Origin of the sequence: Pseudomonas sp. S3E17 (assembly GCF_024168685.1) — a bacterium.
Classification (GTDB): domain Bacteria; phylum Pseudomonadota; class Gammaproteobacteria; order Pseudomonadales; family Pseudomonadaceae; genus Aquipseudomonas; species Aquipseudomonas marginalis.
Genome location: NZ_JALJWE010000001.1, coordinates 554,423 through 575,048 on the forward strand (window position 1 = coordinate 554,423; position 20,626 = coordinate 575,048).

25 protein-coding genes are annotated in these 20,626 nt (G+C 57.6%); 19 read left to right on the plus strand and 6 right to left on the minus strand.

Translation table 11 applies throughout. From position 1 onward, the window contains the following. Nucleotides 1-6: 6 nt before the first annotated feature. The 11 genes from J3D60_RS02285 (at nucleotide 7) to cysC (ending at nucleotide 10,975) form a co-directional block, all read left to right on the plus strand. Nucleotides 7-1,158, plus strand: a complete 1,152-nt coding sequence (locus J3D60_RS02285) for a LegC family aminotransferase (protein ID WP_065939803.1) — start codon at nucleotides 7-9, stop codon at nucleotides 1,156-1,158. Further along, the gene (neuC, locus tag J3D60_RS02290) at nucleotides 1,155-2,309 is read left to right on the plus strand and encodes a UDP-N-acetylglucosamine 2-epimerase (RefSeq protein WP_065939802.1); all 1,155 of its coding nucleotides are present in this window, start codon (nucleotides 1,155-1,157) and stop codon (nucleotides 2,307-2,309) included. The genes J3D60_RS02285 and neuC overlap by 4 nt, the downstream gene beginning before the upstream one ends. A 3-nt stretch (nucleotides 2,310-2,312) precedes the next feature. Continuing rightward, nucleotides 2,313-3,398, plus strand: coding sequence for an N-acetylneuraminate synthase (gene neuB / locus J3D60_RS02295; RefSeq protein WP_065939801.1), 1,086 nt, complete (start codon nucleotides 2,313-2,315; stop codon nucleotides 3,396-3,398). Further along, a complete protein-coding gene (locus J3D60_RS02300) occupies nucleotides 3,395-4,087 on the plus strand; it encodes an acetyltransferase (protein WP_065939800.1) in 693 nt (230 codons plus the stop codon). The genes neuB and J3D60_RS02300 overlap by 4 nt, the downstream gene beginning before the upstream one ends. Before the next feature lie 398 nt (nucleotides 4,088-4,485). Beyond that, nucleotides 4,486-5,799 (plus strand): N-acetyl sugar amidotransferase, encoded by a 1,314-nt coding sequence (locus tag J3D60_RS02305; protein WP_065939799.1) that lies wholly within the window; start codon nucleotides 4,486-4,488, stop codon nucleotides 5,797-5,799. Further along, a complete protein-coding gene (gene hisF / locus J3D60_RS02310) occupies nucleotides 5,796-6,557 on the plus strand; it encodes an imidazole glycerol phosphate synthase subunit HisF (RefSeq protein WP_065939798.1) in 762 nt (253 codons plus the stop codon). Before J3D60_RS02305 ends, hisF begins: the two co-directional genes overlap by 4 nt. Further along, nucleotides 6,550-7,200: an imidazole glycerol phosphate synthase subunit HisH gene (gene hisH / locus J3D60_RS02315; RefSeq protein ID WP_065939797.1), complete on the plus strand. Its 651-nt coding sequence runs from the start codon at nucleotides 6,550-6,552 to the stop codon at nucleotides 7,198-7,200. Before hisF ends, hisH begins: the two co-directional genes overlap by 8 nt. Continuing rightward, the gene (locus J3D60_RS02320; RefSeq protein WP_065939796.1) at nucleotides 7,197-7,889 is read left to right on the plus strand and encodes an acylneuraminate cytidylyltransferase family protein; all 693 of its coding nucleotides are present in this window, start codon (nucleotides 7,197-7,199) and stop codon (nucleotides 7,887-7,889) included. Before hisH ends, J3D60_RS02320 begins: the two co-directional genes overlap by 4 nt. 214 nt (nucleotides 7,890-8,103) lie before the next feature. Beyond that, nucleotides 8,104-9,186, plus strand: coding sequence for an acyltransferase (locus J3D60_RS02325; protein WP_065939795.1), 1,083 nt, complete (start codon nucleotides 8,104-8,106; stop codon nucleotides 9,184-9,186). A gap of 93 nt (nucleotides 9,187-9,279) precedes the next feature. Then, on the plus strand, nucleotides 9,280-10,236 hold the full coding sequence (locus tag J3D60_RS02330; protein WP_065939794.1) for a hypothetical protein: 957 nt from the start codon (nucleotides 9,280-9,282) through the stop codon (nucleotides 10,234-10,236). Between the two features lie 118 nt (nucleotides 10,237-10,354). Then, nucleotides 10,355-10,975, plus strand: coding sequence for an adenylyl-sulfate kinase (gene cysC, locus J3D60_RS02335; RefSeq protein ID WP_253489376.1), 621 nt, complete (start codon nucleotides 10,355-10,357; stop codon nucleotides 10,973-10,975). 22 nt (nucleotides 10,976-10,997) lie between these two features. Here cysC and J3D60_RS02340 read toward each other — a convergent pair whose 3' ends face one another. Next, a complete protein-coding gene (locus J3D60_RS02340) occupies nucleotides 10,998-11,879 on the minus strand; it encodes an EamA family transporter (protein WP_253489379.1) in 882 nt (293 codons plus the stop codon). 103 nt (nucleotides 11,880-11,982) lie between these two features. Here J3D60_RS02340 and J3D60_RS02345 point away from each other — a divergent pair, with 103 nt between their 5' ends. The 3 genes from J3D60_RS02345 to J3D60_RS02355 all read left to right on the plus strand — a co-directional run bounded on the left by J3D60_RS02345 (nucleotide 11,983) and on the right by J3D60_RS02355 (nucleotide 15,773). After that, nucleotides 11,983-12,765, plus strand: a complete 783-nt coding sequence (locus J3D60_RS02345; RefSeq protein ID WP_253489382.1) for a helix-turn-helix domain-containing protein — start codon at nucleotides 11,983-11,985, stop codon at nucleotides 12,763-12,765. A gap of 93 nt (nucleotides 12,766-12,858) precedes the next feature. After that, entirely contained in the window at nucleotides 12,859-14,412 is a 1,554-nt protein-coding gene (locus J3D60_RS02350) for a DUF726 domain-containing protein (RefSeq protein WP_253489385.1), read from the plus strand. A gap of 41 nt (nucleotides 14,413-14,453) precedes the next feature. Further along, nucleotides 14,454-15,773 (plus strand): Nramp family divalent metal transporter, encoded by a 1,320-nt coding sequence (locus tag J3D60_RS02355; protein ID WP_141157455.1) that lies wholly within the window; start codon nucleotides 14,454-14,456, stop codon nucleotides 15,771-15,773. Nucleotides 15,774-15,794: 21 nt separating this feature from the next. On the opposite strand, the gene J3D60_RS02360 is transcribed toward J3D60_RS02355, so the two are convergent. The 3 genes from J3D60_RS02360 to J3D60_RS02370 form a co-directional block, all read right to left on the minus strand. Beyond that, a complete protein-coding gene (locus J3D60_RS02360) occupies nucleotides 15,795-16,172 on the minus strand; it encodes a type II toxin-antitoxin system VapC family toxin (RefSeq protein WP_065939788.1) in 378 nt (125 codons plus the stop codon). Next, nucleotides 16,169-16,528: a type II toxin-antitoxin system Phd/YefM family antitoxin gene (locus J3D60_RS02365; protein ID WP_174557002.1), complete on the minus strand. Its 360-nt coding sequence runs from the start codon at nucleotides 16,526-16,528 to the stop codon at nucleotides 16,169-16,171. Before J3D60_RS02365 ends, J3D60_RS02360 begins: the two co-directional genes overlap by 4 nt. A 116-nt stretch (nucleotides 16,529-16,644) precedes the next feature. Then, nucleotides 16,645-17,577, minus strand: a complete 933-nt coding sequence (locus J3D60_RS02370; protein WP_065939868.1) for a LysR family transcriptional regulator — start codon at nucleotides 17,575-17,577, stop codon at nucleotides 16,645-16,647. 118 nt (nucleotides 17,578-17,695) lie between these two features. Between J3D60_RS02370 and J3D60_RS02375 the strand changes: the two genes are divergently transcribed. From J3D60_RS02375 to J3D60_RS02385, 3 genes are all read left to right on the plus strand, one after another. Further along, nucleotides 17,696-18,184, plus strand: a complete 489-nt coding sequence (locus J3D60_RS02375; protein ID WP_253489389.1) for a DMT family transporter — start codon at nucleotides 17,696-17,698, stop codon at nucleotides 18,182-18,184. Nucleotides 18,185-18,188: 4 nt separating this feature from the next. Then, the gene (locus J3D60_RS02380) at nucleotides 18,189-18,641 is read left to right on the plus strand and encodes a DMT family transporter (protein WP_027607512.1); all 453 of its coding nucleotides are present in this window, start codon (nucleotides 18,189-18,191) and stop codon (nucleotides 18,639-18,641) included. A gap of 88 nt (nucleotides 18,642-18,729) precedes the next feature. After that, nucleotides 18,730-18,900 carry a metallothionein gene (locus J3D60_RS02385; protein WP_074846300.1) on the plus strand — a complete coding sequence of 57 codons (171 nt, stop codon included), beginning with the start codon at nucleotides 18,730-18,732 and terminating at the stop codon, nucleotides 18,898-18,900. Between the two features lie 44 nt (nucleotides 18,901-18,944). Here the strand turns inward: J3D60_RS02385 and J3D60_RS02390 are convergent, their stop codons facing one another. Continuing rightward, on the minus strand, nucleotides 18,945-19,208 hold the full coding sequence (locus J3D60_RS02390) for a hypothetical protein (RefSeq protein WP_065939786.1): 264 nt from the start codon (nucleotides 19,206-19,208) through the stop codon (nucleotides 18,945-18,947). A gap of 16 nt (nucleotides 19,209-19,224) precedes the next feature. Continuing rightward, on the minus strand, nucleotides 19,225-19,467 hold the full coding sequence (locus J3D60_RS02395; protein WP_141157456.1) for a DUF6555 family protein: 243 nt from the start codon (nucleotides 19,465-19,467) through the stop codon (nucleotides 19,225-19,227). Between the two features lie 116 nt (nucleotides 19,468-19,583). On the opposite strand from J3D60_RS02395, the gene J3D60_RS02400 reads away from it, so the two are divergent. Together J3D60_RS02400 and J3D60_RS02405 are read left to right on the plus strand one after the other, a co-directional pair. Then, nucleotides 19,584-20,360, plus strand: a complete 777-nt coding sequence (locus tag J3D60_RS02400) for a helix-turn-helix domain-containing protein (protein ID WP_065939784.1) — start codon at nucleotides 19,584-19,586, stop codon at nucleotides 20,358-20,360. Nucleotides 20,361-20,429: 69 nt separating this feature from the next. Then, nucleotides 20,430-20,603: a DUF1427 family protein gene (locus tag J3D60_RS02405; RefSeq protein WP_253489392.1), complete on the plus strand. Its 174-nt coding sequence runs from the start codon at nucleotides 20,430-20,432 to the stop codon at nucleotides 20,601-20,603. Nucleotides 20,604-20,626: the final 23 nt, after the last annotated feature.

Consider the following 20,626-nt stretch of genomic DNA (forward strand, 5'->3'; position numbering starts at 1 on the left):
CTCGAAATGTTTGATGCCCTGGTTCGGTTTGTACGCGATCAATATGGAACAAATGAGTTCATTCCGTTGCATGCCCCCGTGTTCTCCGGTAACGAGAAAAAGTATGTAGCAGATACGATCGAATCAACCTTCGTCTCCAGTGTGGGTGCCTTTGTAGATCGTTTCGAGCGGGACATGCAGGTTTACACGGGCAGTGAACGCGCAGTCGCTACCGTAAACGGTACTGCTGCGTTGCACGTAGCGCTTTTGTTGGCGGGAGTGAAACCGGGTGACCTGGTCATTACTCAGTCCCTGACTTTTGTCGCTACATGCAATGCCATTGCCTACTGTGGCGCTCAACCGGTTTTCGTCGATGTCGATCGCGAGACCTTGGGCCTTTCGCCGTCAGCCCTGGATGCATGGCTTGAGTCCGAAGCGTTTATCGACGCCGATGGCCTTTGCCGCTTGCGAAGTGACGACCGTGTGGTCAGGGTCTGCCTGCCAATGCATACATTTGGCCATCCCGTAGCGCTTGATGCGCTCATGGAGGTCTGTACTCGCTGGGGGCTGGCGTTGGTGGAAGATGCTGCCGAGTCTCTAGGCAGTACTTACAAAGAGCGTCATACCGGCACCTTCGGGCTGATTGGCACCCTCAGTTTCAATGGCAACAAGATCATTACCACTGGCGGTGGCGGCATGCTGCTGACCAACGAGGTACTGGGCGTTAAAGCCAAGCATCTGACGACTACTGCCAAACAGCCTCATGCCTACGAATATGTACATGACGAAGTGGGGTATAACTACCGGTTGCCGAACCTCAATGCGGCCCTGGGTTGTGCGCAGCTGGAACAGTTGGATTCGTTCCTGGTATCCAAGCGACAGCTTGCGATGAATTACAAGCATGAGTTGGCACAAACCGACTTGCAGTTTTTTACCGAGCCGGCGCATGGCAAATCCAACTACTGGTTGAACGCAGTCATTTGCAATGACAAGACGCAGCGTGACGAACTCCTGAAAGCGACCAACGACAGTGGAGTCATGACTCGCCCCATCTGGAAATTGATGAACCATTTGCCGGCTTACGAGCATTGCTTGAAGGGTGATCTCAGTAACTCGCATTGGTTGGAGGCGCGTATCGTCAACCTGCCAAGCAGCGTGCCGCCTGCGGGACGCTCATGAAACGTCGCGTCGCCGTCTTTACCGGTACTCGGGCTGAGTACGGCTTGCTGTATTGGCTGATGAAAGGCATTCAGGCCAGCGAGCTGCTTGAGCTGCAAACCATCGTCAGTTGCATGCACCTTTCTCCTGAGTTTGGAGAGACTTGGCGACAAATCGAGCTCGATGGTTTTGCCATCGACGCCAAGGTCGAGATGCTGCTGTCTTCCAATACCGACGTCGGCGTAGCCAAGTCCATGGGGTTGGGGACGCTGGGATTCGCTGATGCTCTGGATCGGTTGCGTCCGCAGATGCTGGTGGTGCTGGGGGATCGATTCGAGGCGCTGAGCATTGTTCAGGCTGCGTTGGTCATGCGCATTCCTGTGGTTCATTTGCATGGTGGGGAGCTGACGGAAGGTGCCTACGATGACGCCATTCGCCATGCAATCACGAAAATGGCTTATCTGCATTTCGTGGCGGCCGAGCCCTATCGGCAGCGTGTCATTCAGATGGGTGAAAGCCCCGAGCGGGTCTTCAATGTCGGAGCGGTGGGGCTTGATCACATCAGGCGCACGCCGCTTATGTCGGCACAGGAGTTGAGCGAGAGCCTGCAGTTTGCCGTGGATGCACCGCTCATCCTGGTCACTTACCACCCGGTCACGGCACTGGCCGAGGACCCGGTGCAGAGCTTCAGCGCCCTGTTGCTGGCCTTGGAGGAGTTCGCGGATTATCGTGTCATTCTGACCTACCCGAACGCCGACAATGGTGGTCGCGCTATTATTCCGCTGCTTGAGGATTTTGCTGCCCGTCACGCTGATCGGGTATTGGCGATCCCTTCGTTGGGTTTTCGGCGTTATCTCAGTGTCGTAGCACGCTCCTCAGCGGTTGTCGGCAACTCTTCCAGTGGGATCATCGAAGTGCCGTCTCTTGGCGTGCCAACCGTCAATATTGGTATGCGTCAGGCTGGCCGGCTTTGTGCGGACTCTGTATTAGCCTGCCCGCCGGATAAAGACGCCATCGTCGCGGCGCTTGCGTTGGCACTGAGTGCGCCATTTGCCCAATCTTGCAGGGACACAACCAACCCGTACGGGCAGGGCGAAGTCGCCGAGGCTATCGTGGCCGTTCTTGAAACTTGTGACCTATCGAGTCACAAAACATTTCATGATTTGAGTTGACGTATGAAACTACCCAAAAAAGATGCGGTGTACGTTATTGCTGAGGCCGGTGTAAACCATAATGGTGAGCGCGAGTTGGCGTTCGAACTGGTCGACATGGCCGCGAGCGCCGGAGCGGATGCGGTAAAGTTCCAGACTTTTGATGCCCGTAAATTGGCTTCCGCAAGCGCGCCCAAGGCCTTGTATCAGCAGGAAACTACCGACGCGGCTGAAAGTCAGTTAGCGATGCTGCAGAAGCTTGAGCTGCCTCGTGCCTGGCACGCCGATTTGCAACGCCATGCCAAAGCCCGTGGCATTGAATTTATTAGCACGGCTTTTGATAGCGATAGCCTGGACTTTCTCTGTTCGCTGGGTATTCCGTTCTTCAAGGTTCCTTCTGGGGAATTGACCAATGGGCCGCTGCTTTGGCAGTTTGCCAAGACCGGGAAGGCGCTCATCCTGTCGACGGGCATGGCCACGCTGAGTGAGGTCGAGCAAGGTCTGGCTATTGTTGCGCACGCACTGTGCAATGACGCCGAACCGGCACATATGGACGAGGTTTGGCGGTGCTGGAGTGATGATGAGGCAAGAGGCCGTTTGGCTGGTCATGTCACCTTGTTGCACTGTACGTCGCAATACCCTACGCCGATGGCGGAAGTAAACCTTCGGGCCATGGATACGTTGAAAGAAGCATTCGGACTTGAAGTAGGGTACTCGGACCATACGGAAGGATTATTGGTGCCTGTTGCCGCGGTTGCCCGTGGCGCGACCGTGATCGAAAAACATTTTACGTTGGATCGCTCCATGCCTGGCCCCGATCACAAGGCCTCGTTGGAACCGTCGGAATTGGCTGACATGGTGAGGCAGATAAGAGCGCTGGAATTGGCTCTTGGAAAACCGGGAAAATCCCCACAACCCAGTGAGTGGGACACTCGCAAGGCTGCTCGTCAGCAGGTAGTGGCAGCCCGCGAAATCACGTCGGGGCAGCCGTTCGCCCGCGCCGACCTCACCACCGCGCGCTCGGGCAGCGGCTTGCCTGCGACGCAGTTGTGGCAGCGCGTTGGAGCGATAGCTTCTCGTAACTATCGTGCCGGCGAGATCATCGAATGACTGGGTCAGGTCGCGACGTTTCCCTGCTGCCATTTGTCATTCTCGGCGCTGGGGGGCATGCGAAAGTGTTATTGGCGCTGCTTCAGTCGATGGGGGCGGTAGTGAAGGGGGTCTGCGATCCTGGCCTGGCGCAGAGCGGTATCGAATGCTGGCGTGGCGTAAGGGTGCTGGGGGGGGATGAGGCACTTGATGGGCTGGATCCAACCCAAGTGTCATTGGTCAATGGCCTGGGACAGGTCATCGGCAGCGATCGCAGGATGCAGGTATTTCTGGAATTGACGGCCAAGGGCTTTACCTTTGCGCCGCTTGTGCATTCGGCAGCTTGGATCGACTCCACTGTGGTGCTGGAGGCGGGTGCCCAAGTCATGGCGGGGGCAGTGATTCAGCCCGACTCCGTCATAGGCGCCAACACGATAATAAATACCGGGGCCAGAATCGATCACGACTGTATAATCGCAAGCCATGTACACATTGCTCCCGCGGCAGTTCTATGCGGTGGAGTAAAAGTGGCGACTCGCGCATTTGTGGGTGCAGGTTCAACTACGCTACAAGGCCTCAGCATTGGCGAGAGTGCCATAGTGGCAGCGGGAAGTACGTTGGTCAGGGACCTGCAGGCGGGGCATTTGGTGGTGAGCTCTCCAATGCGGATCCGTGAGTCGAAATTTAAAGTTCAGTCCAAAAGATCATGAGCTCAGTTGAACGATGCCCCTTAAAAAATGCGCCTGTCAGGCCCTTGGTCGCAATCCATGAAATGGGACTGCGCAAGGCTTGTGCGTCTGAGCGCGTCAATAGAACTCAGTTTTCAGATGATGTCAGGCAGTACTGAAGGAAAAAACGTTATCCGACTGAAGCGACAAGGAATGTCGGCCTCAATGAGCGGCTGATAAACCGAATACACGTAAGCGCTGGTATCTACGTGTGGGCCCCGAGGTACTCGATGAATTCGTCTATTGGGGGGCAGAGCGATATACCAATGTTGTTCGAGCGCGTGCAGCACGCGGGGCGGTAGCGATGCAGGCCCAACGATCCGCTGTTGGCACGTACAAGTACACTGTTCAATAAATAATTTCGTGATTGGAGATTGGTTTTGAAAATTGCCCCGGGTTCATCTATAGATCTTTCAAGGTTCAGCAAGCCAAAAAGTGAACTGGAAGTTTATTACGGGTTGCCGCGCGACGTTAAGTTCTGCAAAAAATGCAACATGTCGAACCAGCAGCCGATGTCGAGTAATGAATACGCGCACAGCAATGGCTCGACCAAGACAACCTTGAGTTTCGACGAGGAGGGTGTATGTCACGCTTGCCGTTTCAACATTCTCAAGGAAGACGGCGAAATCGATTGGGATGAGCGCGAGCGTGAACTCGTCGAGTTGTGCAATCAACATCGCAAGACCGACGGCACCTATGACTGCATCGTCGGTGGTAGCGGTGGTAAGGACAGCGCGATGCAGTCTCACCTGCTGAAATACAAATACGGCATGAACCCTCTGACCGTGACCTGGTCGCCGCATCTGTATACCGATATCGGTTGGAAAAACTTCCAGCAGTGGCTGCATGTGGGTGGCTTCGATAACTATCTGTATACCCCCAATGGCAAGATTCACCGCCTGCTGACCCGCAATGCAACAATCAACCTGCTGCACCCGTTCCAGCCATTCATCCTGGGGCAGAAGACGTTCGTTGCCAAAATGGCAGCACAACTGAATATTCCGTTGATCTTCTACGGAGAAATGCCCGGCGAATATGGCGAAAAGATTTCCCATAAAACCTCCAGCTACGCGGCAGCCAACGAAGTAGCGGAAAGCGAGGGTTTTTCGCTGGATTATTTCGGTGGCAAAGACGTACGCGACGTTTATCTGGGCGGCAAGAAAATCGGCGAATACCTGGATGAAGGCGTTCCTCTGGTTGACTTGAAAAGCTACCTGCCAATGCCCGCCGAAGTGCTTGAGCGCAAGGGTATCGATTTCAAATACCTGGGTTACTACAAGAAATGGGTACCGCAGGAAGCCTACTACTACGCCGTAGAGAATACCGGCTTCGAAGCCAACCCTGTTCGCACTGAGGGGACGTACTCCAAGTACAACAGCCTCGATGACAAGGTCGACGGTTTCTTCTACTTCACCCGTTGGATCAAGTTCGGCGTAGGCCGCTCGATGATGGACTCCGCTCAGGAAATTCGTAACCACCACATCGACAAGGACGAAGCAATTGCGTTGATGCAGCGTTATGAGGGTGAATATCCATCGCGCTACGAAAAGGAATTCCTCGACTACATCAGCATGACCCGTGAAGAGTTCCTGGAAACGTGCGATCGTTTCCGCTCCCCGCACCTTTGGCATGTGGTGGATGGCGAGTGGAAGCTGCGTTACACGCCCTGGAATCCTCAGGTTAACGCTGAATGAGCAACACGCGACTGATTGCCCGCCTTGATGTGAAAGGTGCCAATCTCATTAAAGGCATTCATCTTGAGGGGCTCCGCGTTGTCGGCTCCCCTAACGAACATGCCCTGCGTTACTACGAGCAGGGCATTGATGAATTGATCTATATGGATTGCGTCGCGAGTCTGTACGGGCGCAACAGCCTGAGCGAGCTGATCAAGCAGGCGGCAGAGAATGTCTTCATTCCCCTGACCGTCGGCGGAGGTGTGCGATCGGCCGACGATGTTGCTCATCTGTTGAGATGTGGCGCTGATAAGGTGGCGGTCAATACCGCTGCCGTAAGCAACCCGCAGTTGATCACCGAGATCGCTCGACGTTTTGGCAGCCAATGCATGGTTTTGTCTATTGAGGCAAAAAGCGTCTCGCCGGAACGTTGGGAGGTTTTCACCGACAATGGCCGTGAAAGCACGGGCATTGACGTCGTTGACTGGGCAAAACAGGCCGCAGCGCTGGGGGCCGGAGAAATTTTGCTGACTTCAGTCGACCGCGAAGGAACTCGCAAAGGTTTCGATCTGGCGCTTGTTCAAGCGGTGAGCGAGTCAGTCAATATTCCTGTTATAGCCAGCGGCGGCATGGGTAAAGCCCAGGATGCGGTCGAGGTGGTCAGGAAGGGCGCGGATGCGGTCGCCATGGCTGACATTCTTCACTTTAAGCGAGCATCGTTGGCTGACATCCGAACAGAAGCATCTGCTGGCGGGATCCGGGTTCGAACCTATGAGTAATGTAGTTACTGTTATCGATTATGGCGTAGGTAACCTGTTCAGCGTCCGCCGGGCGCTCGAACACTGTGGTGCGACGGTAAACCTGGTTTCCGATCCCGATGCGTTGAAAGACGCCACCAAGGTTCTATTGCCGGGTGTGGGCGCATTTTCCAATGCAATGACGATGTTGTCGGCAAACGGAATGGATCAGGCAATCAAAGAGTACGCGTCATCAGGTGCGCCACTTTTCGGTATTTGCCTGGGCATGCAGTTGTTGCTCGATTGCAGTCACGAGTTTGGCCTTATCAACGGGTTGGGGTTGATCCCGGGTACGGTAGAACCCATACCTGCCGTTGATAGCAGCGGTGCTCGTCTGAAAATCCCGCATATCGGTTGGTCCAACCTGGTGTGTGCCGCAGGGCGCGAATCCTGGGACGGGACATTGCTGGCCTCGATAGAACCGCATAACAGCGCGGTCTATTTTGTGCACTCTTACATGGCTGTGCCTGACGATGGTGCTCATCGCGTTGCGGATTGCTTGTACGGCGATACTGCGGTGGCGGCTGTCATCGGGCGCGACAATGTGTGGGGCGCTCAATTCCATCCTGAAAAAAGTGGCAAGGTCGGATTGTCGATGTTGAGCGACTTTGTGGCGCTGAAATGAAAATCCTTGCAATCGTACCCGCAAGGGGCGGATCCAAGCGGCTGCCCGGAAAGAACATCAAGGTTCTGGGTGGGCGGCCGTTGATTGCATGGACAATTGAAGCTGCGCTGCAAAGTGGCGTTGTTACCGATGTGGTGATTTCCACGGACGACCTGGCTATTGCAGACGTTGCCCGCGCCTTTGGTGGCAATGTTCTCAGTATGAGGCCCGCGCATCTGGCCACTGATACTGCTGGCAGTTTTGATGTGGTGGTGCAGGTGCTGGATGAGTATGAAGCGGTTCATGGCGCGGTAGAGGCTGTCATGTTGCTTCAGCCGACGTCGCCCTTTCGTTCGGCAGAATCCATTCGGCGCGCGGTAGTGCAGTTCCAGCAAGACGTTTCCCGCTCCGTGGTCAGTGTGACTGCTGCCAGTTCCCATCCTGCTTGGTGTTTCAGGCTGGATGGGGACACGATGACGCCATTCCTCGGCTGGGAGAGCCTGTCGAGGCGGTCTCAGGATCTGGAACCGGCCTACACGCTGGACGGTTCGATTTACCTGCTGGCGCCAGACGTGCTTCGTGAGCAGAAGCGTTTTGTAGGCCCCGGTACGGTGCCGTTAGTCATGACGGACAGTCGCGAGTCGCTGGATATTGATACGCCAGAGGATTGGGACATCGCGGTACGTCTGCTGGAGCGGGCATCGACATGAGCGGACGCCCGCCTGAAACGGCCAATCTTGAACAAACCGTCATTCTCGTTTGAATGACGGTTTTTTGTTTTTTGCGCGGTGTGGTGTTCTTTGTGCGTCAGTGCCATCCGCTGATGGTTGCACGATTATATGGCGGAGACGCGTTTATCTCTGCATGTCAACTCCGTTGAATATAGATGTTTTTTTCGAAGAATAATGAATAAGGGATATATTCGTGACTAATAGATTATCCATCGGCCAGTCGACCATGCTCGACGCAATACGCGCGCTGGCAGCGTTTGTGGTGCTGGTGGGGCATACCTTTTCAGTGGTGGTACCTGACAGTTGGTTCGGCAATGTAATGCCATTTCAAAGCCTGGCGGTTGTTGTGTTTTTCTGGCTTTCAGGCTTTCTTATTGCCTATCAATGCCTGAGTAAAGCCAAGTACAGCTTTGGCGAATACATGATTGACCGCTTTAGCCGGATATATGTTTTATATGTTCCGGGGCTGATAATCACCTTTCTGGTTTGTATTGTTTTATTGGGTCGGGCGCCGCCAACGGCCTGGGATTCTGTCGGGCATCTTTTTCAGCTTCAGCACACGCCTTTTGCCAGGATGATAGAGGGCGTGCCGCCTATAAGGATTTATGGGGGCAACAGTGTTCTTTGGACAATCGCCATTGAGTGGTGGCTTTACGTCTTTTTCGGCATTGCCTTTTTTTGGCGATCGATGGGAAAAATTGAGAAAGCGTTTGCAATGCTGCTGGCAGGTCCTGCGACGTTCGTGGTTGGGTATTTCACCGTGTGGGAGTCGGTGGCATGGGAGTGGTTTGTGGGGGCTGCCTGCGCGACTATATTTGTTTATGCGCCCCAGATCGGTTGGCGGCAGGTTGTTATTCCCCTGATGGCTGTTGTGGCCGGGATCCTCTGGCGATTCCAGAAACTCTCGCTTGCCAGTCAAGTAAATATGTATGACTTGCAACTGTTGATCTTTTCAGGTGCAGGACTGATGCTGGTGATACTGGCATGCAAAGATCTTCATATTCCCTCGCCGCTCAAGTGGGTGGCTGCGAAGGGCGCTTTTGTGTCCTATGCGCTGTACCTGACACATGAACCTATTCGCGTCCTGGTGGGGCAATATATAGATTCATCGCGCGTACCTAATGCCTGGCTGTCGGTGTTTATATGCATACTGTTCGCAACCTTGCTCGCGTGGTTGCTGGAAGATAAGCACGTCAATCTACGTGTCTGGCTGAAAGGAAAGTTGATCGCCCCCAAGGATGGGGTGGCCAAGGTTCAGGCGACGAAACTGACCTAGGCTGATCGCGAAAGCCTGCCGCAACTGCAGGGCGTTGAATTTACTCATGGGGTGGCGCCGATTGTTTTCGGGGGACCTCCAACAGGATATTTAATGAAGCTTATTCATATTGGCCTGCCCAAGTCAGCGTCGACCTACATACAGGCCGCGGCACAGCAACGGGGCGACGTGCAGGTGTTGCAGTGGCACAACTACGCACAAAATATAGTTCAGGGTGCTTCGCTGGGCGCTTATCTGAGCGGGCCGGGGGAATCGACGATAGCGCCACATGTTCCACTGGCCGACACCCCTGTTTTTGTGAGCAGTGAAGAACTCTGCGGTTGGGCGCCGAGGCCGGTAACGACAGATGAAATTCAAACCTACCAAGGCCTGGTAGCGGCTGCGCTGAAACACGAGTTATCCGACGCGAAAGTATTGATTGTGACAAGAAGTCCGTTGTCGTTTTTGGACAGCTATTACAATCAGGCGGTAAAGGAAGGCGCCTCTGAAAATCCTCGCGTGTTTGCCGAGCGCTGGCATGCGATGTTGCTCGAACTTCTGAATTACACAAGGTTGTGCAGTCTGTACGCTTCACTGTTTGGTGCCTCAAATGTGCTGGTTATTCCCGTAGAGTTACTACGTGACGACCCCGATCGTTTCTACAATATGATTGAGGGGCACGCAGGCTTTACCTTGAGGCCTCGCTCTCCGCAGAGCATTCAGCACAACCGCTCTCTGACCGGCCATGAGCTGCAGGCTATGAGAGTGCTGAATCGAATGCTGAAAGTACTGTCAGCCGATCAACGGGGGAAACCCGAGCAGTTCCTGCTACCTCACTTGAACTCGATAAAGCGCAGTTTCCTATCGTATTACATTGAAAACGACCCGAACTCCAAGCGGCGAAGCCGACGGTTGCTGCACACGGCCGGAGTTAGTGTTGATAAGCGCAAGGTCTCGACGGTATTTCTTGAAAAATGGCGTGAGGCAATTGTTTGCGGTTTGAGCGGATTGGAACAGTACGCCTTTCCCCGTGAATATTTATCCACCTACCTGGCAGAAGTTGGGAGGTGATCGTCTCTTGATATACTCATGTCTGAAGTGCCCAAGACGATTGGCCATAATCGAACGGTGCTGAGTAGAATGCTCCGCACCGTCTAACTCATGCGTTGAGAGATGCTGGATCTAACTTATGAAGTCGCCTTTCAAAACCCCTAACTTGACGTCTGTCAGCCACCATGTGACCCAGGCTGAGCGCGCCCATTATATGGGGGCACAAGGTGCTGTACTTTGGTTTACGGGCCTTTCTGCGTCCGGAAAGTCGAGTTTGGCGATGGCCTTGGAAGCGCATCTGTTGAGGTCCGGTTATGCGTGCTACACGCTGGACGGAGACAATGTTCGCAAAGGGCTTAATGCCAACCTCGGATTTTCAGAAGACGATAGAACAGAGAACATCCGCCGGGTCAGTGAGGTAGCCGCACTGTTCGCCGATGCAGGCATGATTTGCATCACGGCATTCATCTCCCCCTATCGTGAAGGACGCGCTCGTGCCCGCGCCGCTGCCAGCAACACGTCTTTCCACGAAATCTATATCGCAGCAGACCTGGCAACGTGTGAGCTGCGTGACCCCAAGGGCTTGTATCGCAAGGCTCGGGCCGGGGAAATTCTCGATTTCACTGGTATAGATGCACCGTACCAGCCGCCCTTGAACCCGGACCTGGTCATTGATACGGCTAACCAGACGTTCGAGCAAAGCCTGAGTCAACTGGTTGAATATGTTGTTGAGCACATCCCAACCAGAACTGATCGCTGAACGGCGACTTTTTGCTCGAAGATTATTTTGGGTTTTTTCCCAGGCTCGGTCTGTAGCCAGGCACTAATCCCACTGCCAAGCCCGCGATGATCACCGCAATGCAGATCAGGTTCGTAGTGGAGAGGTGCTCGCCGGTGATCAGCATTGAACCGGCGATTCCGAATACCGGAATCAGCAATGACAGCGGCGCCACCGTAGACACGGGATACAGCCTGAGCAACGAGTTCCAGCCCCAATAGGCAAAGTGTGTGGCCAGGTAGACCTGAAAAAGGATGGACCCGGTGGCCCTCAGGTCGAGACTAGCGGTTAAGTGTTCGAATGGCGCGCCACCGTGCATCCACCAAGCCATGAGGAACAGTGGAATCGGTGGAAACAGGCTGGCCCACACCATGAACGAAAAGATCTCTTTGACGCCCGATTGCTTGATGATGACGTTGCCGATGCTCCAGGCCAGGGCACTGAGCACGATCAGCAGGACACCCAACAGCGCGTGGTCGCCGGTTTGAGTCGAGATAATCCCGAGCAGGCCGGCCAACACGAGGACCGCGCCGGCTATCTGCGGACCTCGGATTCGCTCATTGAACAACACACAACCCCAGCCCATGGTGAAAAACACGCTGAGTTGAATGATCAATGACGCGATGCCGGGGCTCACACCCCTTTCGATTCCATAGTTGATCACGCCCCACATACCCAGCCCGAAGATAAAGCCGTAGGCGGCCACGTAGCTGAACTTGATGGCGGGCCGCTTGATGAAGAACACCAGCGGCAGGGCGGCGAGGGCAAAGCGAATACCCGTGAGAATAAACGGGTCAACCGTGCGCAGGCCCAATTTGGTGATAGGGAAATTCAACCCCCACACCAGGGTGACGAGCACAGCTAACGCCAGGTGTTTTTTCAGCATGGAGTATTCCCTTGGTCATTACACTTTTCTAAGACAGTGAATGTTAGGGAGTGAGTGATTGGCCCGCTTGCCATGCAGGGCCAAATTTTGACAAAATCGGGCCATGATTCCGACCTTTGATTCCGCCAGTCCAGAAGCCGTGGTAACGCTGCGCGAATACCCCAGCGGTACCGTCTTTGAGCGGCACACCCATTCACGTGGCCAGTTCGCCTATGCCTCCACCGGCGCGCTGAAAATGTTCACCGATCTCGGCAATTGGGTGGTACCGCCGCAGCGGGCGATCTGGGTGCCGGGTGGTGTGCCCCATGAAATGCAGATGCGCGGGGATGTGGTGATGCTCAATACCTATCTGGACGCCGATGCCGCTAAGCGGGCGCGGTTGCAGGAGCGCTGCCAGGTGTTTGAAGTGTCGCCCCTGCTCAGGCATTTACTGGAGGCGGCGCTGGCTATCGACTCCTCGGCATTACCCAGCGTGAGGCATCACTGCGTGCTGACGCTGTTGATTGATGAAATCGCAGCCATGCTCGAGCTGCCCCTCAGCGCGCCATTGCCTGGCGAGCCACGGCTGGCACGAGCCTGTCAGCGTTTCCTGGATGCACCCACGCAAAAAATCACCCTCGACGAGATGGCTCATTGGTCGAACATGAGCCGACGCACCTTCACTCGCCATTTCTACGAGGGCACGGGGATGACGTTCGTGTCCTGGCGCCAGCAGGTGTGCCTGTTGGAGGCCACCGCACGGCTAAGCCAGGGCGCGACCATCACCGATGTTGCGTTCGAATTGGGGTTCAGCAGTTCCAGTGCATTCACCTCCGTGTTCCGGCGCAACCTGGGGGATTCGCCGGCGCGCTACCTGGCCAGAACAAAGGCTGCGTCGCAGTTCTGATCCTTCGCGACCGCCACGCCGGTCAGGATTCACCGTTCTACGGGCCTCCCTTTGTTATTATCGCCGTCCCTCGTCACCAGGAGTCACCGGCCCATGCAGCACCAGTGGGATGAAATGCACCGCACCCGCAAGCCCACGTTCGTATTGTGCGGCGAGCCTCAGGGCGATGTGCTCAATCTCTATGTTCACGGTTACTCGGCGTTCTTTAACCGGCAACAGCTGGGCAATTTCAAGCAACAGCTGGCGGGTATCGAGGGTTCGACCAACCTGATGCTGTTCTGGCCGGCGGGGCATTTCCTGGAAAACCTGTTTGCGCCCTTCAAGGAGGTGATCGCCGCGATGCTGGGTGGTGGCAGCATCGGTGCCGCGACCGTAGGCGTGGGCAAGGCGATTGCCTATTTTCTCGACCACTACAAAAGCGTCGAGGCGCGGGTGGACGAAGTGGCCAGGAGCTTGCTGCCGGAGCTGGCCAGCTACCTGCATTGCGAGGCGCTGGAGGTGCGGCGTATCAACCTGATCGGGCATTCCCTGGGGGCGCGGATTCTGGTCAAGAGCCTGCTGGCCAGCCCTGAAACTGCACGGGAACTGCCGTTGGACAACCTGCTGTTGATGGGCGGGGCGATCTGTACGTCCAGCCCTTGGGATGAGGTGTGCGCGCCGCTCAAGGGGCGGGTGATCAATTGCCATTCCAGCAAGGACTGGGCCCTGGCCATGAAGCCGGACACCGAGCGGTGCATCGGCCGGTATGCGATCCCGGTGACGCCGGTGCTCAAGGCCAAGGTTACCAATGTGCACCTGGCCACCTTCGATCACGCCGCTTATTGGCCGCAGTTGCAGACCGTGGTGCAGTACACCGACCTGTTGCATGAGCGGCGCGGCCTGATCCGCGCCGACCAGCGCAGCAGCGAGGTACGCTTTGCCGAAGAGGACACCGACTTGTTGGCGGCCCTGGTGCAGGCGCGGCCGGAGGAGCTGGCGTTCCTGGCCGAATTGATGGCGCAAAAGCGCAGTGCGTCGATTGACGCCACGGTGCGCGAGCCGCTCAAGCTGGCCATCGAGTTGCAGCGCATGGGCGGCGACAGCTTTATGAACCTGGCCCGCGGCCACGGCGTGAGTTATCGCCAGATTGCCGAAGAGGTGGCGCAGCGACTGGGAATCAAGTTTGCCGAGCCCGTTGAAACGGTGGCACTGGCTGACCTCGAAGCCCAGGTCGCGGAAAAACTGCTCGAGCAGTACAAGGACAAACTCAGCCACGCCGACCGCCAGGTATTCGATGCTGAACTCAAGGCGGCCGCGCAAAAGGAGCAGGGTCTGTTCAGCCGTTTCGATCTCGGCCGAACAGCCACTACGGCGTTGAGCGGCACGGCGCTGGCCGGGTTGACCGGGTTTATCCTGCGTCGTGGTGCGGCCTCCGCGATCCCGGTGGTCGGCCAGGCGTTGGCGGCGGCGATGCTGCTGGTGAGCGGTGTACGGGCGTTTTCCGGCCCGGCGTACTCGATCACCACCCTGGCCGTGCTGGTGATCGGGGTGATTCGCCAGCGCATGGAGCGTGAAGCCTTGAACCAGGAGATGGACCTGGTGGTGCAGGTCGTGGAGGCGTTTGACCTGCCTCGGGACACGGTGATGCGCACGGTTGCGTCCGACTGATAAGCTGAGCCTCTGTCGAGTGTGTTTGCCTGGGATACCGTGTGAAATTCAGCCTGCCGAAAATCGCTACCGCTCCATTCTGCCCGCCGGAAGTGGCCGGCTCCGTTGTCGTTGACCCCAAGGCGTCGTTCTTCAAACGCATCCTGATGTTCGCCGGGCCCGGCCTGCTGATCTCTATCGGCTACATGGACCCGGGCAACTGGGCCACGGCTATCGAAGCCGGATCGCGCTACGGCTACAGCCTGTTGTTCGTGGTGCTGCTGGCCAGCCTGGCGGGGATGGCGGTGCAGTGCCTGTGCTCGCGCTTGGGTATCGCTACCGGCAAGGACTTGGCGCAACTGTGCCGTGAGCGCTACAGCAAACGCTCCGCACGCACCCAGTGGGTGCTGGCGGAAATCTCCATCATCGCCACCGACCTCGCCGAAGTGCTCGGCTGCGCCCTGGCGTTTCACCTGCTGCTGGGCGTTTCCCTGACCACCGGCATTGTCATCACCGCCTTCGATACGCTGTTGGTGCTGGCTCTGCAGAACCGTGGTTTTCGCCGCCTGGAAGCGATCATGCTGGCGCTGGTGGCGACCATCGGTGTGTGTTTCTTCATTGAGCTGGTGCTGATCAAACCGTATTGGCCGGATGTGCTCAGCGGCTTTACCCCATCACTGTCGGCCATCAGCGATGCCGCGCCGTTGTACCTGGCCATCGGTATTCTCGGCGCCACGGTGATGCCCCATAACCTCTACCTGCACAGCTCGGTCGTGCAAACCCGTCTGATCGGCAAAGACCTCGCCAGCAAACAGGATGCGATCAAGCTGGCCCGGATCGACACCATCGGCTCCCTGGCCCTGGCCCTGCTGGTCAACGCTGCGATCCTGATACTCGCCGCCTCCGCCTTCTACAAGACCGGGCACACTGAGGTGGTGGAGATCCAGGACGCCTACCGCTTGCTCGACCCGTTGGTGGGCGGCGCCTTCGCCAGCATCCTGTTCGGCATCGCCTTGCTGGCGTCCGGGCAAAGCTCGACCTTTACCGGCACCATCGCCGGGCAAGTGATCATGGAGGGGTATCTCAACCTGCGCATTCCCTGCTGGCAACGCCGCCTGATCACCCGTGGGCTGGCGCTGATCCCGGCGTTTCTCGGGGTGTGGCTGATGGGCGACCAGGCCATTGGCAAGCTGCTGATCCTCAGCCAGGTGGTGCTCAGCCTGCAACTGCCGTTTGCCTTGTACCCGTTGATCCGCATGACCGGCGACAAGCAGCTGATGGGGCCGTTCGTCAATCGCCTGCACACCCGGGTGCTGGCGTGGTTTCTGTTTGCGCTGATCAGTGGGGCCAATGCGTGGTTGATCGGGCAGTGGGTGTTCTGAGTTCCAGGCCGTGGGTGCGGGCTATACCAGGATTGCCAAGGATGTGTACTGGGCAATCTGCGTGTCGGCGGTCAATAGCCTCATCGGTTCACTGATGGCTGTCGCTACGATAAGCCGATCAAAAGGGTCTTTGTGATGAGGCTCAAGGTCCTTTACGGCAATCGCGTGTTCCGAGGTGATGGGCAGTTCGACGAAACCGCTTTCAAGGCAATATCCCCGGATTTCGTCCAGGTCTGCATCGAGTTTTCCAAGGCCGACCTTGATCGCCATTTCCCAGAAGGTTGCCGCGCTGACGTAAATCTCTACGGCATTCTCGATCAGTCGTCGGGCTTTGCTGGATAGCTTCGGGTCGTCAGTCAGTGCCCAGAGCAGAACATGGGTATCCAGCAGCACTCTCATGGATGGCTGCCCTCAAACGCATCCAGCAGGTCGCCTGGCAGGGGCGCATCAAAGTCCTCGGGGACAACGAGCTTTCCTTTCATCGCGCCAATTCGCTGACCTTTGGATTTCCCCACGGGAACGAGTTGTGCCATCGCACGTCCATGCTTGGCAATGGTGATAATTTTGCCGGCGGCGGCGTCATCCACCAGTTTTGACAGGTTATTCTTTGCTTCGCCCAAGGGTACGGTAATCATGAGGTGCTCCGCGTATTTTGGCCAAATATAGCCAAAACTGGGTGAGCTATCCAAGACGAGCCGACCGCTGGTTGCCGCCGCACGTTCAGCGCGCGACGGCTTTGGGTACATGAAAACCATGGCATCTCTCCAAAAAGACATCGCCAAAGTCTGCCCCAATGCACCCTGTCCAAAATAGAGTGGCCCGTTAAATCAGACCGAGACTACTTTTACTACTCGGAAAATTCCTCAACCGCTCATCGATCCCAATACGGCACCGTCCCAAAACACTCCACAAAATAATCGATCACCGTGCGCACCTTCAGCGACAGCCTGCGGCTCCCCGGCCATAGCGCCGCGATCTGCTGCGGCTCCAGCGTGGTCGCCACTTCGTATTCCGTCAGTACGGCTTGCAGGGTGCCAGCGCGCAGGCCTTCGCCGATCAGCCAGGACGGAAACACCACCAGGCCCAGGCCTTGTTCGGCGGCGTGGGTGAGGGTGTCGGCGTGGTTACCGGTGATCGGGCCCTTGACGCTGTAGGGCGTCCAGTCGCCCTGGCCTTTGCGGAAGAACCAGCGTTGCTGGCCGGTGATGCCCTTGTAGGCCAGGCACTGGTGATGGAGTAGTTCCTCGGGGTGCTGGGGCGTGCCCTGGCGGGCCAGGTAGGCGGGGCTGGCGGCAAGGCGAAAACGCTGGGGGGCGAAGATGCGCGCCTGCATGCTGGAGTCGTTGAGCACGCCGATACGGAACAGCAGGTCGGTGCCGTCTTGCAGCGGGTCGACGTATGTATCGGTTTGCTGGATGTCCAGTTGCAGCTTCGGGTAGCGCCGGCATAACTCTCCCAGCCACGGTGACAGGTGACGCTGGCCGAACACCATCGGCGCGTTGATGCGCACCAGGCCGCTGGGTTCGCTTTCCTGTTCCTGCAGGGCCTGGCCGGCGGCTTCCAGCTGTTCGAGCATCAAGCGTGCGTGTCGCCCCAGCAGGCGCCCGGCCTCGGTGGGGCTCACCGCGCGGGTGTGGCGGTAGAGCAACTGCTGGCCGAGGGCCTGTTCCATCAGTTGGATCTGCCGGGAGATGGAAGAGGGCGCCAGGCCTTCGCGGCGAGCTACTTCGGAAAAGCTGCCGTGGTCCAGCACCGCGACGAACAGGCGCAGTGCCTTGAAACTCAATTCATTCAAGCCCTGCATCAGGCCTCCAGGTTGTGCGTATTGCGCAAAGGTGTTGTCGGCATGCTCCCATTTATCGCACAGGACGGCCACCGGATAATGCGCGTCATCCAATCCTTTGTTGACGTGCAGGTGATGTATGCAAGCAAGTTCCATCGAGGCCGTGGCGCAAGCCACGCCCAAGAAAAACCTTCTACGGCTGCTGTTGTTGCCGCTGGTGATCCTGGCCGGCATGGGCTTGTCGGTCGAGGCGGGATTGCTCGGGCCGCTGGGCATGCAAGTGGGGCACCTCTGGGCAACCTTGAGCATCTTCGGCGTCGGCTCGGCGATTCTGTTTTTGCTGCTGCTGTTCAGCGGCCCGCAAAAGGGCCCGGCGTTGTCCGAGTTGCCGCGCTGGCAACTGATCGGTGGGTTCCTGGGGCCGATGTATGTGGTGGTGCTGACCCTGGCCACGCCGCACATCGGTATTGCCATGACCATGATCGCGATTTTGTCCGGCCAGGTGGGCAAGAGCGTGCTGATCGACCATTTCGGCTGGTTCGGCACTGCACGCAAACGGGTCAATGGCGAGCGCTGGATAGCCCTGGCGTTGATTGTGGCGGCACTTGTTCTGATTGCACGAGGGTAAGGCGATGAATCTGATTCTGTTATTGGTGCTGGTGATTGCTGCCGGTGCGGTGCTGAGTGTGCAGGCTGCAATCAATGGTCGCCTCGGCCAGGCGGTGGGCGTGTTGCGCAGCAGTCTGCTGACGTTTGCGGTGGGCGCGCTGACCACCGCTCTGCTGATTTTCTTTTTCGAGCCGGCCCAGTCCGTGAGCTTGCTCGACGTACCCAAATGGCAATTGACCGGCGCCCTGTTCGGCGTGGTGTACATGATGGTGATGGTCGGGGCCGTGCCGGTGGTCGGTACTGCGGTGGCAACCGTGGCCGTGATCACCGGGCAATTGGGCATGGGCATGCTGATCGATAACTTCGGGTGGCTGGGCAACCCGGCCGTCGAACTGTCGAGCAGCCGCATCCTGGCGATGGTGTGCCTGGCTCTGGCCCTGGTGTTCATGTACCGCAGCAATACACGCACGGACTGATGGTTTGAACCATCGCCGACGCCTGGCAGTCACTGCTTAAGGTGCCGGCAACCGCCGCACCGGACGACCATGAAGAAGGAGTCTGGCCATGCCTGATCAAACCTGTGCCTGCCCGCATTGCAAGTGTGTGCTGGGCGTCGATGCGGTAATGAAGGACGGTAAGGGCTATTGCTGCCAGGGCTGTGCCGAGCACCATGCCCATGGCGAGCCTTGTGCGGCGGCGACGGGGTGCGAGTGCGCCAAGTCGGCTAAAGGCTGAATACGTTCGCAGGGAGCGTCAATAGCGCGCTCCCTGCGTATCGCTTACTGGGGTTCCAGCTCCAGGCGCAGGCTGTGGTCAGACAAGCGCCGGCTGTCTTTTACCACGCCGCTGGTTCGTCGACCTTCGAAGGCCAGCACCAGGGTCTGCGCATCATGCAAATCGTCCGGCAGCGGCTGGAAGACCTTCAGCACCAGCCAGCCGGGTTTGCGCTGCAAGCTGACCTGGCACTCGACATGCCTGGCCAGCGGCCCGAACAAGGTGTCGCGCGTGTAATCAATGCGCGCCTTGCCGTTGATTGAATCCATGGTTATCTCTCCCTGATCAAGCCTGGGCGCGCACATCCGAGCGGCGCCATTGCACGTTTTTTATGCCGAATTTCTCGGCCTGTTCCTGGCTGGTTTTCTTCACCCGCTCGCGGGCAAACCGGCCGATACGGCCCACGCCGGCGTCACAGCTTGCCCAATGCCAGGCCTCCAAGGTATCGAGCCTTTCCAGACGAATGATGAATGACTTGGCTTCGCCATGAAGGGTGTAGTCGATCACAAACAGTTTTGCGTTATTCATTGGCCCCTCAACCCTGGTGGTGTAAGCAAGTGATCGCCCTCGGCGGTAAAAATTCACTCGGATTGTCGGACGGTGGTCTTTACCATGGCGGCTGACTCCCGATAGATGTGCTCCCCATGGCCCTGGCTGCACCCCCCGACCTCAGTGATCACGCCGTCCCCGTGCAACCCTTGGCGCGCACCTACCCGCGTGGCCTGTACGTGGAGCCCCATCGCCACGACTGGGGCCAATTGCTCTATGCCATGAGCGGCGTGATGTGGGTCGAGACGCCTCGTGAAGCCCTGGTGGTGCCGCCCCAGCGCGCGGTCTGGCTGCCGCCGGGCGTGGAGCACGGCATTCGGGTGGTGTCGGATTTGCAGATGCGCAACATCTACTTGCGTCCGGCCCTGGCGGCGACATTGGACAGCCAGGTGCAGGTGATTGAAGTCGGTGGGCTGCTGCGTGAGTTGATCGTCACGCTGGTGGAACAGGGCGACAGCGGTGACGCGGGGTATTACGCCGCCTTGGTCGGCCTGGCCCTGCTGGAGTTGCAACGGGCGCGGCGCTCGCAGATTCGTATCGCCATGCCGGTGGAGGCTGACCGCCGGCTGATCAGCGCGTGCCAGGCGGTCATGGCGGCGCCGTCCCTGGAGATTCCTTTCGAGCAGCATGCCGAAGCGGCCGGTGCCAGCGTGCGCACCTTGGCGCGACTGTTCCAGTACCACCTGGGCATGGGCTTTGCCGAATGGCGCCGCCAGGTGCAATTGGCCACGGCGGTGGCCGAGCTGATCCAGGGCCAGTCGGTTAGTGCTGTCGCGCGTTCCCTGGGCTATTCGCCGAGCAGTTTCAGCGACATGTTCCGGCGTGAACTGGGGATGGCGCCTTCCCAGTACGTGAGTTGGCCGAAATCCTGAAGCCCTTGGCCGATGCTGCCGGGATGGGCTCCCTACACTAAGCCCATCAACCCAACAGGCGTCGCCCCCATGAGTTACCTGATCTCCCTTGGCATTGGCCTTTTTGTCGGCGTGATCTACGGCGCCCTGGACTTCCGCTCGCCCGCACCGCCCGCCATTGCGCTGGTAGGGCTGATGGGCATGCTGCTCGGCGAAAAAATCTGGCCCATGGGGCGGCAGTTGCTCAGCGGTTGGTGGTCCTGATTCCTTTTCTCCCTTCGATGGAT

Bases quoted from the DNA above. Each gene is read 5' to 3' on its own strand.
- J3D60_RS02285 (WP_065939803.1), top strand. From the start codon at position 7: ATGTTTGATGCCCTGGTTCGGTTTGTACGCGATCAATATGGAACAAAT.
- neuC (WP_065939802.1), top strand. From the start codon at position 1,155: ATGAAACGTCGCGTCGCCGTCTTTACCGGTACTCGGGCTGAGTACGGC.
- neuB (WP_065939801.1), top strand. From the start codon at position 2,313: ATGAAACTACCCAAAAAAGATGCGGTGTACGTTATTGCTGAGGCCGGT.
- J3D60_RS02300 (WP_065939800.1), top strand. From the start codon at position 3,395: ATGACTGGGTCAGGTCGCGACGTTTCCCTGCTGCCATTTGTCATTCTC.
- hisF (WP_065939798.1), top strand. From the start codon at position 5,796: ATGAGCAACACGCGACTGATTGCCCGCCTTGATGTGAAAGGTGCCAAT.
- hisH (WP_065939797.1), top strand. From the start codon at position 6,550: ATGAGTAATGTAGTTACTGTTATCGATTATGGCGTAGGTAACCTGTTC.
- J3D60_RS02320 (WP_065939796.1), top strand. From the start codon at position 7,197: ATGAAAATCCTTGCAATCGTACCCGCAAGGGGCGGATCCAAGCGGCTG.
- J3D60_RS02330 (WP_065939794.1), top strand. From the start codon at position 9,280: ATGAAGCTTATTCATATTGGCCTGCCCAAGTCAGCGTCGACCTACATA.
- cysC (WP_253489376.1), top strand. From the start codon at position 10,355: ATGAAGTCGCCTTTCAAAACCCCTAACTTGACGTCTGTCAGCCACCAT.
- J3D60_RS02340 (WP_253489379.1), bottom strand. From the start codon at position 11,879: ATGCTGAAAAAACACCTGGCGTTAGCTGTGCTCGTCACCCTGGTGTGG.
- J3D60_RS02345 (WP_253489382.1), top strand. From the start codon at position 11,983: ATGATTCCGACCTTTGATTCCGCCAGTCCAGAAGCCGTGGTAACGCTG.
- J3D60_RS02350 (WP_253489385.1), top strand. From the start codon at position 12,859: ATGCAGCACCAGTGGGATGAAATGCACCGCACCCGCAAGCCCACGTTC.
- J3D60_RS02360 (WP_065939788.1), bottom strand. From the start codon at position 16,172: ATGAGAGTGCTGCTGGATACCCATGTTCTGCTCTGGGCACTGACTGAC.
- J3D60_RS02365 (WP_174557002.1), bottom strand. From the start codon at position 16,528: ATGGTTTTCATGTACCCAAAGCCGTCGCGCGCTGAACGTGCGGCGGCA.
- J3D60_RS02370 (WP_065939868.1), bottom strand. From the start codon at position 17,577: ATGCAGGGCTTGAATGAATTGAGTTTCAAGGCACTGCGCCTGTTCGTC.
- J3D60_RS02375 (WP_253489389.1), top strand. From the start codon at position 17,696: ATGCAAGCAAGTTCCATCGAGGCCGTGGCGCAAGCCACGCCCAAGAAA.
- J3D60_RS02380 (WP_027607512.1), top strand. From the start codon at position 18,189: ATGAATCTGATTCTGTTATTGGTGCTGGTGATTGCTGCCGGTGCGGTG.
- J3D60_RS02385 (WP_074846300.1), top strand. From the start codon at position 18,730: ATGCCTGATCAAACCTGTGCCTGCCCGCATTGCAAGTGTGTGCTGGGC.
- J3D60_RS02390 (WP_065939786.1), bottom strand. From the start codon at position 19,208: ATGGATTCAATCAACGGCAAGGCGCGCATTGATTACACGCGCGACACC.
- J3D60_RS02395 (WP_141157456.1), bottom strand. From the start codon at position 19,467: ATGAATAACGCAAAACTGTTTGTGATCGACTACACCCTTCATGGCGAA.
- J3D60_RS02400 (WP_065939784.1), top strand. From the start codon at position 19,584: ATGGCCCTGGCTGCACCCCCCGACCTCAGTGATCACGCCGTCCCCGTG.
- J3D60_RS02405 (WP_253489392.1), top strand. From the start codon at position 20,430: ATGAGTTACCTGATCTCCCTTGGCATTGGCCTTTTTGTCGGCGTGATC.